The sequence below is a fragment of the Mesorhizobium sp. M0894 genome (assembly GCF_040319725.1).
Classification (GTDB): Bacteria; Pseudomonadota; Alphaproteobacteria; order Rhizobiales; family Rhizobiaceae; genus Mesorhizobium.
In genome coordinates this window covers 126,684-143,734 of sequence record NZ_JAMYOG010000011.1, presented here as the reverse complement: position 1 = coordinate 143,734, position 17,051 = coordinate 126,684, and the positions used below count along the sequence as shown (strand labels likewise).

Sequence of the window (17,051 nt, the reverse complement as noted above, 5' to 3'; positions counted from 1 at the left end):
GACTGGCCTTGCGCGTGAACCCGAAAACCAGGTTTTCGGAAAGTATCCTGCGCAAATCTAAAACTTCAGAGCGTCCTTTGCGCATCCAAACCGGTGCGCGGCGCTCTGCTTTCTTCATTGGAGCCTTGGATGATCCGATGCTCCAATGCGCGACCGGCGGGCTCTCGAAAGAACCCGCCGGTCAATTCGTCAACGGCGCAGACCGAGCTTCTCGATCAGCGTCTGATAGCGCGCGTCGTCCTTGCGCTTGAGATAATCAAGCAGGCTGCGGCGCTGGGAAACGAGAGCGAGCAGGCCACGGCGGGAATGGTTATCCTTCTTGTGGTCCTTGAAATGATCGGTCAGGTTCTTGATGCGCTCGGAAAGGATGGCCACCTGGACTTCCGGAGACCCGGTATCGCCCTTGGCGGTTGCGAATTCGCCCATCAATTCCTTCTTGCGTTCGGCAGTAATCGACATCGTGTTTTTCCTTGTCTGTTTGAGGAAACGGGACGCCCTCAGCCGGGATGTCGTCCAGCAGGGGCCGGTGCAAGCAACGCGTCAAAGCGCGAAGCTGCGGCGCATATAGTGCAATTCCGACAAAAAGGCCAGCCCAATTCACAAGCCGGCTTTTTGCTGCATAAACGGGCACTTCCGCATGGTCAGAGCCATTTCTTCCATTTGAAGTATGCGTAGAGCCCGACCGCAACAATCGCCATGAAGACGAGCGACAGGGGATAGCCGTAATAGGCTTTCAGCTCCGGCATGTTCCAGGGCGAGGTGTCGGGGTCGAAATTCATGCCCCATACGCCGACGAGAAAGGTGAGCGGCATGAAGATCACCGAGACGATGGTCAAATAGCTGATGACGTCGTTGGTGCGCGCCTGGCTGAGCGACAGGTGCATCTCGATCAGGCCGGTCAGCATATCGCGCTGGGTTTCGACCAGTTCGATCAATCGCAGCGAATGATCCAGCGTGTCGTTCAGGAATAATTTGGTTTCGGCCTTCACATAAGAGACGTCGTTGCGGATCATGGTCGCCAGCGCGTCGCGCATCGGCCAAAGCACGCCCTTCAGCACATTGGCGTCGCGCCGCAATTCGTGAAGCTGCCGCATCTGGTGCTTGTGCGCCTGGTTCAGCATCTGGTCCTCGATGCTGTCGACCAATTCGCCGGCAGCCTCGATCGGCGGGAAATAGCTGTCGACGATGGCGTCGATCAAAGCATAGGCGAGATAGTCGGCGCCGCGCGAGCGCAAGCGGTTGGGCACCGAGCTCGCGATCCGCTTGCGCACGGGATCGAACGGGTCGCCTTCGCGCTCCTGGAAGGTGACGACGAAGTTCTTGCCGAAGAAGACGGCGATCTGTTCGTAACGATGGGCGGTGACATCGTCGATCATCCTGACGACGACAAAGGCATGGTCCTCGAAGAAATCCACCTTGGGCCGCTGACCGGTGTTGACGACATCTTCCAGCGCCAGCGGATGCAGGTTGAAGATCCCGCCGATCTCCTCGATCAGCTGGATGTTGGCGAGGCCTGTGCAGTCGAGCCAGATGATCGGCCAATTGTGGCAATGGGTGTTGACGTCGTCGATGCTGGCATTGTCGATCGTCTTGAACTTCTCAGGCGAGATCAAGGTCAGCCTGAGCTCGGAGCGGCGCGCCGCCGGGTCGGCGATCAGCGTGCCCGGCGAAGCCCCGACCGGTGGCCGCCGTGTTTTGAGCGCCGCTCGCTTGTTGACCGTGTCAGCCTTTGCCATGTGCCCCCTCGAGTGCAGCGTCGAACGGCACTACAGCACAGCGCATCCTTTCGGACGACAAACGACGCCGTAGCCCTGTTGATTTAGCGCATGATCCTTTCCCAAAATAGAATCCGGTTTGGAGATCATGCGCCGGGCGACAGCTGTTACCCGACAAAGACCCGCTTTGGCTTGAACATGCCTTGCTCGATGGCGCCGATGGCGACCAGCTTGCCGCGCGCGGTGGCGCAGGCCTCCTCAGCTTCTACCGGCGCGTCACGGCCGCGAATGATGACCGGATTGCCGAGGCGGATTTTGGTTGCCGCATCGTCGCTGATCGCAACCTGCGGCAAGCATTCGAGCGCCGCGGCGGTGTCGACCAGAAGTGCATCGATGGCACCGAAGTCGATCGGCGCGTCCGCTGCTTGCGAAGCGTCCTCGCTCTGTTCGCCGAAGCGGGCGGCCTCCAGCTCGGCCAAGGTGACGAAATCTTCCTGCGTGAACGGCTCGACCTCGACCCGCCGCAGCTCGGCGATGTGACCAAAACAGCCAAGGTCGCGCCCCATGTCGCGCGCCAGCGAGCGGACATAGGTGCCCTTGCCGCATTCGACCTCGAAGATGGTGCGATCGGCCATGTGCTCGACCAGGTCGAGCCGGCCGATCTCGACCTCGCGTGCCGGAATGTCGACCGTCTCGCCGTCGCGGGCAAGGTCGTAGGCGCGCTCGCCGGCGATCTTGATCGCTGAGAATTGCGGCGGTGTCTGCATGATCACGCCGGTATATTTCGAAAGCAGCGCCAGCACTTCGGATTCCGCCGGACGGAGGTCTGAGCTTTTGGTCGCCGCGCCTTCGAGGTCGTCGGTCGAACGCTCCTCGCCCCAGGCAACGGTGAAGCGGTAGACCTTGGCGCCGTCCTGGACGTAAGGCACAGTCTTCGTCGCCTCGCCAAGCGCGATCGGCAGCATGCCCGACGCCAGCGGGTCGAGCGTGCCGGCATGGCCGGCCTTTTCCGCCTGGAACAGCCATTTGATCTTGGAGACGGTTTCGGTCGAGCCCATGCCGACCGGCTTGTCCAGTACCAGCCAGCCCGAGATCGGCCGGCCCTTCTTCTTGCCGCGGCGCGCCACTATTCGCTATCCTTCCGGTCGTCTTTGTCTTTGTCGTCGGCGCTGAGATCGCGCGCCACTTCGGGCGAGTGCAGCAATTCGTTGATCTTCTGGAAATTGTCGTAGCTGGTATCGAGCCGGAAGCGGAATTCCGGCATGTACTTCATCTGCCGCAGCGCGCCGGAGACGCGGCCGCGGACGAACTTGGCATGCTTGTTGAGCGCTTCGACCACCGCACCGGCATCCTTGGCGCCGAGCGGCGAGACGAAGGCGGTGGCGATCTTCAGATCGGGCGACATGCGCACTTCGGAGACCGAGACCACTGTGTTCTCGATCAGCGGATCGAGGATCTCGCCGCGCTGCAAGGTTTCGGATAGCGCATGGCGCACCTGCTCGCCGACGCGCAGCATGCGCTGGGATGGGCCTGACGGGGTCGAACGGGGCATTTTCCTCGGTCCTGAAATCGTGAAGCGCGGGATGGAACCGCGCCGCATGTCTCATATGGTTTGGGCGGCGGCCTTTCGACCACCGCCCGGTCTCAATAGATGCTCGAACTCAAGACGCTCGAACTCAGAGCGTCCTGGTTACCATCTCGACGCGGAAGCACTCGATGACGTCACCGACGCGCATGTCCTCGTAGTTCTGGAAGGCCATGCCGCATTCCTGACCGCCCGGAACTTCCGAAACCTCGTCCTTGAAGCGCTTCAGGGTCTTCAGCGTGCCTTCGTGGATGACGACGTTGTCGCGGATCAGGCGCACGCCCGCACCACGCTCGACCTTGCCTTCGGTGACACGGCAGCCGGCGATCTTGCCGACCTTGGTGATGTCGAAGATCTCGAGGATCTCGGCATTGCCGATGAAGGTCTCGCGACGCTCCGGTGATAGCAGGCCGGAGAGCGCCGCCTTAACGTCATCGACGAGATTGTAGATGATCGAATAGTAGCGGATCTCGATGCCTGCCGCAGCCGCGGCCGCACGCGCCTGCACATTGGCACGAACGTTGAAGCCGATGATCGCAGCCCCCGAGGTCTCCGCCAGCGACACGTCGCTTTCGGTGATGCCGCCGGCGCCCGCATGGACGATGCGGGCGCGCACCTCGTCGGTGCCGAGATTGTCGAGCGCCGCGTTGATCGCCTCGATCGAGCCCTGCACGTCGCCCTTGATGACCAGCGGGAATTCCTTCAATCCGCTGGTCTGCAATTGCGACATCATCTGTTCAAGCGAGCCGCGCTGGCCGGCATGCCTGGCCACCGCCTTCTCGCGCGCCAGACGTTGGCGATATTCGGTGATCTCGCGGGCGCGGGCTTCGTTGTTGACAACGGCGAAGCGGTCGCCGGCCAGCGGCGTACCTTGCAGACCGAGGACTTCCACCGGCATTGCCGGCGGCGCTTCCTTGACCTGATCGCCGCGATCGTTGACCAGCGCGCGCACCCGGCCCCACTCGTTGCCGGCGACGAGAATGTCGCCCGGCATCAGCGTGCCGGTCTGCACCAGCACGGTTGCGACTGGGCCGCGGCCCTTGTCGAGCTGGGCTTCGATGACAACGCCTTCGGCGGTGCGGTCCGGATTGGCCTTCAGGTCGAGGATTTCGGCCTGCAGCAGGATCGCTTCGAGCAACTTGTCGAGATTGATGCCCTTGGTCGCCGACACCTCGACATCCAGCACCTCGCCGCCCATGGATTCGACGAACACCTCATGGCGCAGCAGTTCCGAGCGCACCTTCTGCGGGTCGGCGTCGTGCTTGTCGATCTTGTTGATCGCCACGATGATCGGAACGCCGGCCGCCTTGGCGTGGTTGATCGATTCGATCGTCTGCGGCATCACGCTGTCGTCGGCCGCCACCACCAGGATGGCGATATCGGTCGCCTGGGCACCGCGGGCACGCATCGCCGTGAAGGCGGCGTGGCCGGGCGTGTCGATGAAGGTAATCTTGTTACCGTTCTTCTCGACCTGATAGGCGCCGATATGCTGCGTAATGCCACCGGCTTCGCCGGACACCACGTTGGCATTTCGGATGGCATCGAGCAACGAGGTCTTGCCGTGATCGACATGGCCCATGATGGTTACCACCGGCGGACGCGGCTGCAGGTCCTCGGGACGATCGGCGATGTTGAACAAGCCCTCTTCGATGTCGGACTCGGCGACGCGGCGGACCGTGTGGCCAAATTCGGTCGCGACGAGTTCGGCCGTGTCGGCGTCGATGACGTCGCCAGGCTTCAGGATCTGGCCCTGCTTCATGAAGAACTTGACCACGTCGACAGCGCGCTCGGACATGCGCTGCGCCAGCTCCTGGATGGTGATGGTTTCGGGCAGGATCACTTCACGCATGACTTTCTCGCGTGGCTCATTATGCAACGCGCGCTTGAATTTCTCCTGACGGCGGCGCATCGACGACAGCGAGCGGGCGCGCGCATCCTCGTCGGAAAGCGCCGAATTCAGCGTCAGCTTGCCGCGGCGGCGGTCTTCCTCGCCCTTGGTCGGTTTGGCCGGACGCGCCACTTCGGGCGTGACCAGACGGCGCACTGGTGCGCCGGCACCGGTCCGCTTCGGCTTGACCTCTTCCTCGTCATCGACTGTCGCCAGTTCGGCGGCCAGCGGCGCACGGCGGCGTGCCTCTTCCTCGGCACGGCGGCGGGATTCAGCCTCGGCTTGCAGCCGTGCCTCTTCCTCGGCCTGACGGCGAGCCGATTCCTCGCGCTCGCGGCGGCGGCGCTCCTCGTCCTCGCTGCGGCGCTTGGCCTCCTCGATGGCGCGTTGGCGATCCTCGACGTCACGGACCTTCGAGCCCTCGAGAGCCCGGCGGCGTGCTTCCATTTCCTGGCGCGACAACTCGTTCAGCACCATGCCGCCGCGTTCGACCGGCGGCGGAGGCGGCGGCGCCTTGGGGGCTTCCTGCACGGCAGGCGCTGCCGCGACCGGCTTCGGCGTGAAGACGGACACAGGCGCTGCCGCCGGCTCCGGCTTGTCGCCGGGCAGCGAGAACTTGCGCTTCTTGGTCTCGACAACCACCGATTTGGTGCGGCCGTGCGAGAAGTTCTGGCGCACCGTGCCCTGTTCCATACCGGGGCGCTTCAGCGTCAAGGTCTTCTTCGGCGTAACACTCAGCGTCTTGTCGTCGCCCGATTTCGTATCGCTCATTCCATATCCTCTGCGGCATCATCTTCGTCAGCAACGGCCGCAAGCATTGCCAGATCGTCCGGGGAACCGCCCCGATATCGGTCGAGCGCAACCATGCGCTTCTGGACCGCCCTGCCCGCGTCTCCCGCGAGAACGGCAGCATGTATCACATTTGTACCCCCCAATGCCAAGCTCAACTCGGCCTCGGAGAAAAGTTTGTAAGCGCGGATCGCAGGCCCGCCGAGGTGGACGGTTGCCCGTCGCGCCTGGCTTATCTTGCGGACGCCATCGTCGGAAGCCTCGGTCGCGTGGAGCACGAAAAGTGCAAGTCCGCCGCGCACGGCGCTCTCGACCTTAGTCGCTCCGAGCGCTATGGCGCCCGCCTTGCGGGCCAGGCCAAGCATGCCCAGAGCGGACCTGGAAAGCAGCGCGTCGACCATGCCGCCAAGATCGGCTGGCACGGTCACCTGCGCCTTAAAAGCACGGGCAAACAGGTTTTTCGCCGCTGCCTTGTCTATATGTAGGCGGTCGGCGGTCACCCAGCAACCGCGGCCGGGCAGGTTTCTCTTGATGTCCGGAACGACGGCCGAATCCGGGCCGACGACGAAACGGATCAGCTCATCCGGTTCGGCTTGCCTGCGGGTGACGATGCAGGTGCGATCGTTCATCTCGTCCAAGGGCGGGTTCGGTGCGATGCGGTTTCACCTCACGCACCGACGGTTTCGTCAGCCGGCACGCCCTCGGCGGCAAGCTCGTCTTCGGTGATCCAGCCAGCCTTCAGGCGAGCGGCCAAGACCATTTGCTCGGCATCGGCGCGCGACACGCCGTGGTTGGCGAGCACACCCGGGAATACTTTCGTCTCGCCGTCCTTGCGTTCCTTCCAGCCGGTCAGGTCGTCGGCGGCGTAGCCGGCGAAATCCTCGATCGTCTTCACGCCGTCCTCGCCGAGCGTCACCATCATGGCGGTGGTGATGCCGGGAATCTCGCGCAGCTCGTCCTTAACGCCGAGCGCCTTGCGCTTCTCGTCATGCTCGGCTTCGATCTTCTCCAGATATTCGCGGGCGCGGGTCTGGATCTCCGAAGCCGTGTCCTCGTCGAAGCCGTCGATCGACGCGATTTCGCCGGAATCGACATACGCGACCTCCTCGACGCTGGTGAAGCCTTCGGAAGCGAGCACCTGGCCGACCATCTCGTCGACGTCGAGGGCTTCCATGAACAGCGACGACCGTTCAACGAATTCCTTCTGGCGCCGTTCGCTCTCTTCCTGCTCGGTCAGGATGTCGATATCCCAGCCGGTGAGCTGCGAGGCAAGACGGACGTTCTGGCCGCGGCGACCGATGGCCAGCGACAGCTGGTCGTCGGGGACGACGACCTCGATGCGCTCGGCATCCTCGTCGAGCACGACCTTGGCGACTTCCGCCGGCTGCAATGCATTGACGATGAAGGACGCGGCCGAGGGCGACCACGGAATGATGTCGATCTTCTCGCCCTGCAATTCGCCGACGACCGCCTGGACGCGGCTGCCGCGCATGCCGACGCAGGCACCGACCGGATCGATGGAGCTGTCACGGGAGATGACAGCGATCTTGGCGCGCGAACCCGGATCGCGGGCGACCGACTTGATCTCGATGATACCGTCGTAGATTTCCGGCACTTCCATGGTGAACAGTTTCGCCATGAACTGCGGATGGGTGCGCGACAGGAATATCTGCGGGCCGCGTTGTTCGCGGCGCACGTCATAGACGTAGGCGCGGACGCGATCGCCATATTTATAGTTTTCGCGCGGGATCAGCTCGTCCCGGCGGATAATCGCCTCGCCGCGGCCGAGATCGACGATGACGTTGCCGTATTCGACACGCTTGACGGTGCCGTTGACGATCTCGCCGATACGGTCCTTGTACTCGTCATATTGCCGGTCGCGCTCGGCCTCGCGCACCTTCTGCACGATGACCTGCTTGGCCGACTGGGCGGCGATGCGGCCGAAATCCATCGGCGGCAGCTGTTCGGCGATGAAATCGCCGAGCTGGGCGTCCGGATTGCGCTCGCGCGCCGAGGAAATGGCAATCTGCGTCGCGTAGTCGTCGACCTTCTCGACCACTTCCATCAGCCGCTGCAGCTTCATCTCGCCGGTATTCGGATTGATATCGGCCCGGATATTGGTTTCCTGGCCGTAGCGCGAGCGCGCGGCCTTCTGGATCGCATCGGCCATAGCGGCGATGACGATCGACTTGTCGATCGACTTTTCACGCGCGACCGCATCGGCGATCTGCAGCAGTTCAAGCCTGTTGGCGCTTACAACCATCTTCTTTCTCCCGAGCTTGTTGCCGACCTTACGGCCGGCAGCCCAATCACATTTCCTGTTCGGTTTCGTCTTCCGCACCCTCTGGTGCGTCTTCGGGTTCGCCGCGGCGTTTTCTGGCTTCCTTGCGCGCCCGGTTATCCTTCGACAGCGCATCGCGGATAAGATCATCGGTCAGAACCAGCCGCGCTTCGGCAATCGCATCGTAGGGAACACGCACCGTCGGCTCCTCGCCGTAAGCGGCCTTGTCGCGCTCGATCAGCACACCGTCCGCGTCGCTTTCGGCGATCTTGCCCTTGAAGCGCTTGCGGTCGGCGACGAGAACCGACGTTTCCATCTTCACCAGATGGCCGGTCCAGGCTGCAAAGTCCGATTTGCGGACCAGCGGCCTGTCAATGCCCGGCGACGACACTTCGAGATGATAAGCCTTCTCGATCGGATCATCGACATCGAGCGCCGGCGATACTGCCCGGCTGACCTCTTCACAATCCTCGACAGTCATCGTGCCGTCCTCGCGCTCGGCCATGATCTGCAGCGTCAGCCCGTTCTGGCCCGACAGATGCACACGTACCAAGCGGAAACCGATGGCGCGCAGTACCGGCTGAACGATCAGCGCGATGCGCGCATCGATGCCGCTTTCGCGGATGATGCGGTCGTCGCCTTCGCTTGCCGTCACTGTCATTCGGTCCCTGTCGTTCGATTCCTGCTTGGCCGGCAGGTAATAAAAAAGAGCGGGACCGGGTGGACCCACTCTTCGTCATACCGACCAAGAATTTGAAGCTGATATAGACGATCGTGGCCGTCGTTTCAAGCCCGTCGTGCATGACGGCAAGGCTCCGAGTCCGCAGCGCTGCGCCAAATGCATGGCGCCCATGCAGTAATCCTCCTTTGAGCACCGGCAACGCACGACTATCTATGTTGCATTGCACAATTGGAGCGCTCACTACGCTTGGAAGGATCCGATCATGAACAATCGTGGATTTTTTTCAGCCATAGGCGACTTTTTTAGCGTGTTTGGCAGCGCCGTAGCAGCGTCGCGTGCTGTGGAAAACGGTCGCAAGCCGCGTGCGAATGATCTGCGCAATCTGGGCATGGAGCCGGCAGCCTTCGATAAAATCCGCCGCTTCTAAGCCAAGTGAACAGGAGAGCCTTCGGCCGCTCAGCTCGGACTTCCTGCTATTTCCGCACAAAGGTGAGATAGGCGGGCCGTCGGCCCTCGCGAATGGCCTTGGCCTCATAGCGCGTCCCCGGCCAGCCATCATAGGGCCGACGCCAGTCGGCTGCTTCGTTTGCCTGCCACGTGAAGGCGCCATGCGCCCGGCAATGCAGCAGCGTCCAGTTCACATAGCTGTCGATGTCTGACGCAAAGTGGAACTTTCCGCCGTGCTTCAAGACGCGCGCGAAGCGGTCGAGATTGACCGGGCTGACGAAGCGCCGCTTCCAGTGCTTCTTCTTCGGCCACGGATCCGGGTAGAGAAGGTCGATGCCGTCAAGCGAAGCCTGCGGCAGCCAGTCAAGCAGGCGTGTGGCGTCGTCGTCATAGACGCGCAGATTAGCAAGCGGCCGCTCCCGGACCGCCATCATCATCTTGGCCATGCCGTTGACGAAAGGCTCGACGCCGATAAAGCCGGTCGCCTGGCTGGCCGTGGCACGGTGCAGAAGATGTTCGCCGCCGCCAAAACCGATTTCGAGCTGGACAGCGGAAACTTCGGCTTCGAAAAGGCTGCGCAGATCGGCCGGCGGTTCAACCGTCAGATCGAGCCTGTAGGCGGCGAAGCCGCTCTCCAGCGCCGCCGCCTGCTGCGGTCGGATGGTCTTGCCGCGCCGGCGACCGAAAAACGCCTCGGTCGCACGGCTTGGCCGGTCCTTCGGGTCCATAGGCGCCGTTGTTAGGCGGCGACTGCTTCGGCGACCGGTTCGGCGAGAGCGTCCTTGAGCGCCTTGGCGAGATCGGTCTTCTCCCAGGAGAAGGATCCGTCGCGGCCGGCCTTGCGGCCAAAATGGCCGTAGGACGACGTCTTGGCATAGATCGGCTTGTTGAGATCGAGGTGGCGGCGGATGCCGGACGGCGATAGGTCCATCACAGTGCGCAGTGCACGCTCGAGCTTTGCCTCGTCGACCTTGCCGGTGCCGTGGAGGTCGACGTAGATCGACAGCGGCTGGGCGACACCGATCGCATAGGAAAGCTGGATAGTGCAGCGATCGGCAAGCTTCGCGGCAACCACGTTCTTGGCGAGATAGCGCGCCGCATAGGCGGCCGAGCGGTCGACCTTGGTGGTGTCCTTGCCGGAGAAGGCGCCGCCGCCATGGGGCGCAGCCCCACCATAGGTGTCGACGATGATCTTGCGGCCGGTCAGGCCGGCGTCGCCGTCAGGTCCGCCGATGACGAACTTGCCAGTCGGGTTGATGTACCAATTGCAATTGTCGGCGATCTTCAGGTCGCCTAGTGCTTCGCGGATATAGGGCTCGACGACGTTGCGCACCTTCTTCGAATCCCACGTCTCATCGAGATGTTGGGTCGACAGCACGATCTGCGTCACTTCCGCCGCTTTGCCGTCGACATAGCGGACTGTCACCTGGCTCTTGGCATCCGGCCCGAGCCTGCCGGCATCACCGCTGCCCTCATGGCGCGCAGCGGCCAGCAATTCGAGGATCTTGTGGCTGTAATAGATCGGCGCCGGCATCAGGTCCGGCGTTTCGCGGCAGGCATAGCCAAACATGATGCCCTGATCGCCGGCTCCTTCCTCGCCTTGCCGGTCGGAAGCGTTGTCGACGCCTTGGCCGATATCCGGCGATTGGCCGTGCAGCAGGACCTCGATCTTGGCCGTCTTCCAGTGGAAGCCGGCCTGCTCGTAGCCGATTTCGCGGATTGCCTTGCGTGCGACCGACTTGAACTTGGCCGGGTTGACAATCGGATGGCCGGCCGCATCCTTCAGGACGTTGCCCTCCTTGTCCTTCTTGAGCAGCGTCTCGGGGACGCGCACTTCACCGGCGATGACAACGCGATTGGTCGTCGCGAGCGTCTCGCAGGCGACGCGGACTTTCCACGGGTCCATGCCGGTCTTTCTGGCCTCGCGGTAGACGAGATCGACAATCTCGTCGGAGATACGATCGCAGACCTTGTCGGGATGGCCCTCGGCAACGGATTCCGAGGTGAAGAAATAATTGTGCCGCGTCACGGGTGTCCCCTCTTGAAAAAATATCGGCAGGCCGCCGATTTTGGCGCGCCAGTTGTTAACGGTGCCGGGCGCCGCTCGTCAAGTCGTGCAGCCGTTCTAGCATGAATTTTGACGTTATTATCTTTGCGTCCAGAAGACGGCGGCAGGGCGCACTACCCTCATCTCTTGCACTCACAGGCTGAAGAGAACGGTTTCGTGGAAGCATGTCGAGCAAAATCGATCCGCGCGTCGGCGCATCTGCGGAATGCACATCCCACGGTGCACTCAGCCACGAGAAATTGCATGCCCGGCTACGGCCAGTCAATCGACCTCGTCGACGGAGAGCGACTTCACAAGCTCGATGATCTTGCGACGCACTTTCACGTCGGCGATCTTGACGAAGGCGCGGTTCAGCTGGAGGCCTTCCGGGCTGCCGCAGAATTCGACGGCGGAGGTCATCGACGCATCCTCGGCAAATCCACGGTTGCCCACGGCCTCCTGACCGGGCGCATCCTCGAAAAAGAAGGCGACGGGAACGCCGAGTATCGAGGCGATTGCCTGCAAACGACTGGCGCCGACGCGATTGGTGCCTTTTTCGTACTTTTGGATCTGCTGGAACGTTATGCCGAGGTTTTCGCCCAGTTTTTCCTGACTCATTCCCAGCATATTGCGGCGAAGCCGGATGCGGCTTCCGACGTGGATGTCGATCGGATTCGGCTTTTTCTTGTTTTCTTCTGTCATTTTTTCCTCGCCGAATTTTTCCGGCTTTTTCTATTTTGCTGCCCAAACGACGCCGCGGCCCGTGCCCCAACAGAACGACCTTATCGACTTCGAGAATTTTCAGGCGCTTACAGTATGAGTTTCTAATGTGTCGGCTGTCAATTCGCCCGTAGCCTTTGCCTTACGTTCAAAATGCATGCCGCAACGGCAAGCAAAAACATGATCAGCATTCCGTTAATGCGTCGTTGGCCGGAGGAAACGATGGCTTGGTTGGAGATCGGCACACGCACATCGATGGCGCCGCGTGCGTCGATAGCCAGCGCGTCAACGATGCGTCCTTGCGGGTCGACAACGGCCGAAATGCCGTTATTGGCCGCGCGCAACAGGGGCACCCCATTCTCCACCGCCCGGATCTGCGCCTGCCTGAAGTGCTGGTACGGCCCTGGCGTGTCGCCGAACCAGGCGTCATTGGTGACGTTCACAATAAGCTCGGCTGACGTGGCGTCAACCGCGACCAGATCGGGAAAGATGACCTCATAGCAAATAAACGGCAGCGCCCGGATGCCGCCGGGCAGCGTGATCGGGTGCCGCTCATTGCCGGCCGCGAAGGTCATTGGGCCGGCGACAAGCTGCTCAAGCCCAAAGCGGCCGAGCAGATCGGCGAAAGGCAGGTATTCACCAAACGGTACCAGATGAACCTTGTCGACGGCATCGACGATTTCGCCCCTTTCGTCGATCGCCACGACCGAGTTGTAGTAACGGCTTCCGGTCGCCGAGCCGCCTTCCTCGCGAACGACGCCGGCGACCAGCATCTGGCCATCGCCGAGCATCTCTCCGATGGCAGGCAAGGCATCCGGACGTTCGGTGAACAGAAACGGCACGGAGGTCTCCGGCCACAGGATCAATTGCGGCCTGTCATGGCCGGGTTCCGGCGCTTTGGCCGAAAGCCCCATCATGGTGGCGAAGATGCGGTCACGCACCGAGGCATCCCATTTTTCCGTGAGGTCGACGGCAGGCTGCACGATACGGACGTCGAGGCTGCGGGCGCCCGGCTTTTCGGGGGCGGCGAGCCTTATATAGCCGAAGCCGGCATGGGCAACGACCAGAACGACAAGCAATGCCACGCCGAGGCGAAGATGCCGGCGCGCCGCAAGCAGGGCCGGCAGTGCAAAGACGAAGACTGCAAGCGCATTCATGCCGATCATGCCGGTCACCGACACGCTCTGCATCAGCAAAGGCACCGGCATCGCCGCATAGCCGACGGCATTCCAGGGAAAGCCGGTGAACAGGAAGCCGCGCAACCATTCCGCCAGCGCAAAGCCGAAGGCGAGCGCGGCGATGCGGCCGATGTCATTGCTCCACAACAGCCGGGCAACCACGGCGGCGAAGCCATAGAAGAAGGCCAGCGCGAGGGGGATGCCAACCACCGCGAACGGCAAGGCCCAGGCGAAGCTGTCGGCCTCGACCAGAAGCGCCGAGCCAACCCACCACAGACCGGCAAGAAAGTAGCCGAAACCGAACCACCAGCCGATGGCGAAAGCCGGCAGCAAGCGTCGCAGAAAACCGTCCGAGGCTTCGCCGGTCGCGCCATCGAGAAGCCACACCAGCAGCGGGAACGAAACGAAACAGACGGCGAAGAAATCGTAAGGCGCCTGAGCGAGAACCGCCAGCGCGCCGGCAAGAAACGCCACCAGCGCGCGCCGCCAGCCCCAAAGCAGAATTATCCGGCCGGCCTGGCGCTCCATCTATGCTTCCGAGTCGTGCGAATCAGGAAGCAAGATTTATCAGGCCGCGGCCTTGGCTCCAAACCGGATAAGAGCGAACAAGTCCGCTCATAGCTATCGATGCCAGCCTTCGATCTTCAGTCCGCCCAGCCGCTCAGCCTCGTCGCGTGGGACGGAGCGGACAGTCTGGGAAAAGGTCCAGACATGGCCTTCAGGATCGCGCGCCCTGTACTGCCGTTCACCGTAGAACTGGTCGGCAGGCTCCTCGACGATCTCGGCTCCCGCCGCCCTTGCACGATCACAGTGGGCATCTATCCCGTCCTTGAGGCGCGCATAGACCGACTGCGTGTTCTTGCCTGCAACTGAAGCCGGGCTGGCTATATGGTCGGCCCATTCGGAATCGATGATGATATAGCCGTCGCCGAACCGCATCTCGGAATGGACGAGCCTGCCATCGGTATCGCTGACCACCATGCTCGGCTCGAAGCCGAAAGCCTTTTCAAGCCATGTCAATGCGGCCCGCGGATCCTGGTAGAAGACGCCGGAGCCCAGTGTCGAGTGCTTGAACGGGTCCTCAATCGGCATCGGGCGAGCCGCGTCCTTCAAGCCTGCTCGGTGCGGGCGGCGCGGCGGCGGCGCTCGCCCTTCAGGGTTTCGACTATGCGCACGCGCTTGACGCGGCGTGGGTCGGCGTCGAGCACATGGAACTCGAAGCCGGGTATGGCCTGCACCACTTCGCCGCGCGCCGGCACCCGGCCAAGCGTGTTGAAGATCATGCCGCCGATCGTGTCGACATATTCGCCGTGCTCGCCGGCGGCGAAATCCTCGCCGATCATCTTGGCGACATCGTCGATCTCGGCCTTGCCGTCGACGATGAAGACGCCTTCGCCGGCCTGGGTGATCATCGGCTCGTCGTCGTCGTGCTCGTCCTCGATGTCGCCGACCACCATCTCGACGATATCCTCGAGCGAGACGAGACCGTCGGTGCCGCCATATTCGTCGATGACCAGCGCCATCTGGGTCCGTGTCGTCTGCATCCGCCCCATCAGGTCGGAGGCGAGCATCGACGGCGGCACGAACAGCACCGGTCGGATCAGGTTGAGATCGCCGATGGTGCGCGCCAGATCGACCTGGGCGAGATCGAGAACCGTTGCGACCGCGGTTTTCCTGGTCGTCCTGCCCTTTCGGACGCGGGCGACCTTGGTGATGTGCGCCAGCACGTCGCGGATATGGACCATGCCGCGCGGGTCGTCGAGCGTCTCCGAATAGACCGGCATGCGGGAATGGCCGGACTGTTCGAAGAGCCCCAGAAGATCACCCAGCTTCGTGGTGATCTCGACCGCCTCGATGTCGGCGCGCGGCACCATGACGTCCTCGACGCGCACTTCGCGCAGACGCAGGATATTGTTGAGCATGGCGCGTTCGCCGGGCGAGAAGGATTCCGCATCGCTCGCCGTTTCGGCAAGCGCACCGGCAATCTCCTCGCGCAGGCTGGTGCCGTTGCGGTGCCTGAAAAGCCCGAGCACGCGATCGAACAGGGAAGGACCGGCAGGCGATGCCTCGCTGGCGAAGCTGCCGGTCGTGGTACTCGGACTCGAGCCCTCTTCCGTCGTTTCGGAAGGCTTGATCGCACTGCCGGCATCGGGGCGGGCGGCAGTCTCTGGTTTGTCGTTCATCATCGTCCGGTCAATTGATCTTTTGTAATTACGTGTAGGGATCGGGAATGGCAAGCCTCGCAAGTGCTGCGCGCTCTGTCGCTTCCATCAGTTCCGCTTCGGCGTCGGTTTCGTGATCGTAGCCCAGCAAATGCAGCAGGCCATGGATAACGAGATGGGAGATATGGTCCTCGACCGGCTTGTCTTCCAGTGCCGCCTCGCGCGCGACCGTCTCGGCGGCCAGCACGATGTCGCCGAGCATCGGCGGCAGCGGCCCGCCCCGGGCAAACGGAAAAGCCGGAAAAGACAGGACGTTGGTCGGCTTGTCCTTGCCGCGCCAGCCGGCATTGAGCGTGCGGATATGGGCATCGTCGGAAAAGAGGATGCTGAGCTCGGAACGCCCGTCCGCACCGGTTTCGGCAAAGGCGGCCGAGACGGCATGGTCGACCAGCCGCGTCAGCGTCGTCTCGGCGGGCCAATCTCCGGCCTCGATCGCGATATCGATCTCGACGGGAAGCGGCCCCCCCGCCTTTTGCTGCTCAGCCATGCGGCCGCATAATCATATCAGCCTTCGACACCCAAGCCCCTGGCCAGCTTGCCGTCGCGGTCGTAGGCCTTGACGATCTCGGCGACCAGCGGATGCCTGACGACGTCGCCTTCGTTGAAGCGGACCGTCACCATGCCGGTGACGCCGTCGAGGATTCTCAGCGCCTCGACCAGGCCGGACTTGGTGTTTGGCGGCAGATCGATCTGGGTCGGATCGCCGGTGACGATCATGCGCGAGTTCTCGCCGAGCCGGGTCAGGAACATCTTCATCTGCATGGGCGTGGTGTTCTGCGCCTCGTCGAGGATGACGGCAGCGTGCGCCAGCGTACGGCCGCGCATGAACGCCAGCGGCGCGATCTCGATGACCTCGGCGGCAATCGCCCGCTCGACCTTGTCGGCCGGCATCATGTCGTAGAGCGCGTCATAGAGCGGCCGCAGATAAGGATCGACCTTCTCCTTCATGTCACCCGGCAGAAAGCCAAGCCGTTCGCCGGCCTCGACCGCGGGGCGCGACAGCACGATGCGTTCGACCATGCCGCGTTCGAGCAGCATTGCCGCATGCGCCACCGCCAGATAGGTCTTTCCGGTGCCGGCCGGGCCGATGCCGAAGACGAGTTCCGACCGCTCCAGCGCGCGCATATAGGCGTCCTGGTTCAGCGAGCGGGCATAGATCGTCTTCTTGCGCGTCGATATCTGGGCGGCAGACACCTTGCCCTTGCGCTCCAGTGTCGGCAGCGTCAGTTGGTCGTCGGCGGCGATCGCCATGCGCACAGCGCCGTCGACATCGGACTGGCCGATATCGGTGCCTTTCTGCAGAATTCCGTAAAGATTGTCCAAGGCGCGGCGTGCCTGCTCGGCCGCCGAGGAAGAGCCTTTGATGGTCAATTGATTGCCGCGCGAGCGGATGTCGACGCCGAGCTTCTGCTCGAGTCTGGCCAGATTCTCGTCGAATTGGCCGTAAAGGGCGCTGGCAAGCTTGTTGTTATCGAAAGTCAGTACGATGTGCGCCAT

General features: G+C 62.6%; 17 protein-coding genes. 1 reads left to right on the top strand and 16 read right to left on the bottom strand.

Features of this window, described 5'->3' with window-relative positions:
• Nucleotides 1-189: 189 nt before the first annotated feature.
• The 8 genes from rpsO to rimP form a co-directional block, all read right to left on the bottom strand.
• Nucleotides 190-501 carry a 30S ribosomal protein S15 gene (gene rpsO, locus NKH91_RS21550; RefSeq protein ID WP_280940423.1) on the bottom strand — a complete coding sequence of 104 codons (312 nt, stop codon included), beginning with the start codon at nt 499-501 and terminating at the stop codon, nt 190-192.
• A gap of 140 nt (nt 502-641) precedes the next feature.
• Nucleotides 642-1,736: a magnesium/cobalt transporter CorA gene (gene corA, locus NKH91_RS21545; RefSeq protein WP_023719558.1), complete on the bottom strand. Its 1,095-nt coding sequence runs from the start codon at nt 1,734-1,736 to the stop codon at nt 642-644.
• A 146-nt stretch (nt 1,737-1,882) separates the two neighbouring features.
• A complete protein-coding gene (truB, locus tag NKH91_RS21540) occupies nt 1,883-2,842 on the bottom strand; it encodes a tRNA pseudouridine(55) synthase TruB (RefSeq protein ID WP_352884993.1) in 960 nt (319 codons plus the stop codon).
• A complete protein-coding gene (rbfA, locus tag NKH91_RS21535; RefSeq protein WP_292653998.1) occupies nt 2,842-3,267 on the bottom strand; it encodes a 30S ribosome-binding factor RbfA in 426 nt (141 codons plus the stop codon). The genes truB and rbfA overlap by 1 nt, the downstream gene beginning before the upstream one ends.
• Nucleotides 3,268-3,391: 124 nt before the next feature.
• Nucleotides 3,392-5,959, bottom strand: coding sequence for a translation initiation factor IF-2 (gene infB / locus NKH91_RS21530; RefSeq protein ID WP_023719561.1), 2,568 nt, complete (start codon nt 5,957-5,959; stop codon nt 3,392-3,394).
• Nucleotides 5,956-6,606: an RNA-binding protein gene (locus tag NKH91_RS21525; protein WP_023719562.1), complete on the bottom strand. Its 651-nt coding sequence runs from the start codon at nt 6,604-6,606 to the stop codon at nt 5,956-5,958. Before NKH91_RS21525 ends, infB begins: the two co-directional genes overlap by 4 nt.
• Nucleotides 6,607-6,644: 38 nt before the next feature.
• Complete coding sequence (nusA, locus tag NKH91_RS21520) at nt 6,645-8,240, bottom strand: transcription termination factor NusA (protein ID WP_023719563.1); 1,596 nt, start codon at nt 8,238-8,240, stop codon at nt 6,645-6,647.
• 46 nt (nt 8,241-8,286) lie between these two features.
• Nucleotides 8,287-8,919 carry a ribosome maturation factor RimP gene (rimP, locus tag NKH91_RS21515; RefSeq protein WP_023719564.1) on the bottom strand — a complete coding sequence of 211 codons (633 nt, stop codon included), beginning with the start codon at nt 8,917-8,919 and terminating at the stop codon, nt 8,287-8,289.
• A gap of 283 nt (nt 8,920-9,202) precedes the next feature.
• Between rimP and NKH91_RS21510 the strand changes: the two genes are divergently transcribed.
• The gene (locus tag NKH91_RS21510) at nt 9,203-9,367 is read left to right on the top strand and encodes a hypothetical protein (protein WP_023719565.1); all 165 of its coding nucleotides are present in this window, start codon (nt 9,203-9,205) and stop codon (nt 9,365-9,367) included.
• Nucleotides 9,368-9,413: 46 nt separating this feature from the next.
• Here the strand turns inward: NKH91_RS21510 and trmB are convergent, their stop codons facing one another.
• The 8 genes from trmB to NKH91_RS21470 all read right to left on the bottom strand — a co-directional run bounded on the left by trmB (nt 9,414) and on the right by NKH91_RS21470 (nt 17,051).
• The gene (trmB, locus tag NKH91_RS21505; RefSeq protein ID WP_352493771.1) at nt 9,414-10,115 is read right to left on the bottom strand and encodes a tRNA (guanine(46)-N(7))-methyltransferase TrmB; all 702 of its coding nucleotides are present in this window, start codon (nt 10,113-10,115) and stop codon (nt 9,414-9,416) included.
• A gap of 11 nt (nt 10,116-10,126) precedes the next feature.
• Complete coding sequence (metK, locus tag NKH91_RS21500; RefSeq protein ID WP_023719567.1) at nt 10,127-11,416, bottom strand: methionine adenosyltransferase; 1,290 nt, start codon at nt 11,414-11,416, stop codon at nt 10,127-10,129.
• A gap of 300 nt (nt 11,417-11,716) precedes the next feature.
• The gene (locus NKH91_RS21495; protein WP_023719568.1) at nt 11,717-12,136 is read right to left on the bottom strand and encodes a helix-turn-helix domain-containing protein; all 420 of its coding nucleotides are present in this window, start codon (nt 12,134-12,136) and stop codon (nt 11,717-11,719) included.
• A 137-nt stretch (nt 12,137-12,273) separates the two neighbouring features.
• A complete protein-coding gene (lnt, locus tag NKH91_RS21490) occupies nt 12,274-13,860 on the bottom strand; it encodes an apolipoprotein N-acyltransferase (protein WP_352884995.1) in 1,587 nt (528 codons plus the stop codon).
• Nucleotides 13,861-13,953: 93 nt separating this feature from the next.
• Nucleotides 13,954-14,424, bottom strand: coding sequence for a VOC family protein (locus tag NKH91_RS21485; protein WP_352884997.1), 471 nt, complete (start codon nt 14,422-14,424; stop codon nt 13,954-13,956).
• 17 nt (nt 14,425-14,441) lie between these two features.
• Complete coding sequence (locus NKH91_RS21480; RefSeq protein ID WP_352483241.1) at nt 14,442-15,515, bottom strand: hemolysin family protein; 1,074 nt, start codon at nt 15,513-15,515, stop codon at nt 14,442-14,444.
• A 28-nt stretch (nt 15,516-15,543) separates the two neighbouring features.
• Nucleotides 15,544-16,041: an rRNA maturation RNase YbeY gene (gene ybeY / locus NKH91_RS21475; RefSeq protein ID WP_352884999.1), complete on the bottom strand. Its 498-nt coding sequence runs from the start codon at nt 16,039-16,041 to the stop codon at nt 15,544-15,546.
• A gap of 17 nt (nt 16,042-16,058) precedes the next feature.
• Complete coding sequence (locus NKH91_RS21470) at nt 16,059-17,051, bottom strand: PhoH family protein (RefSeq protein WP_023719573.1); 993 nt, start codon at nt 17,049-17,051, stop codon at nt 16,059-16,061.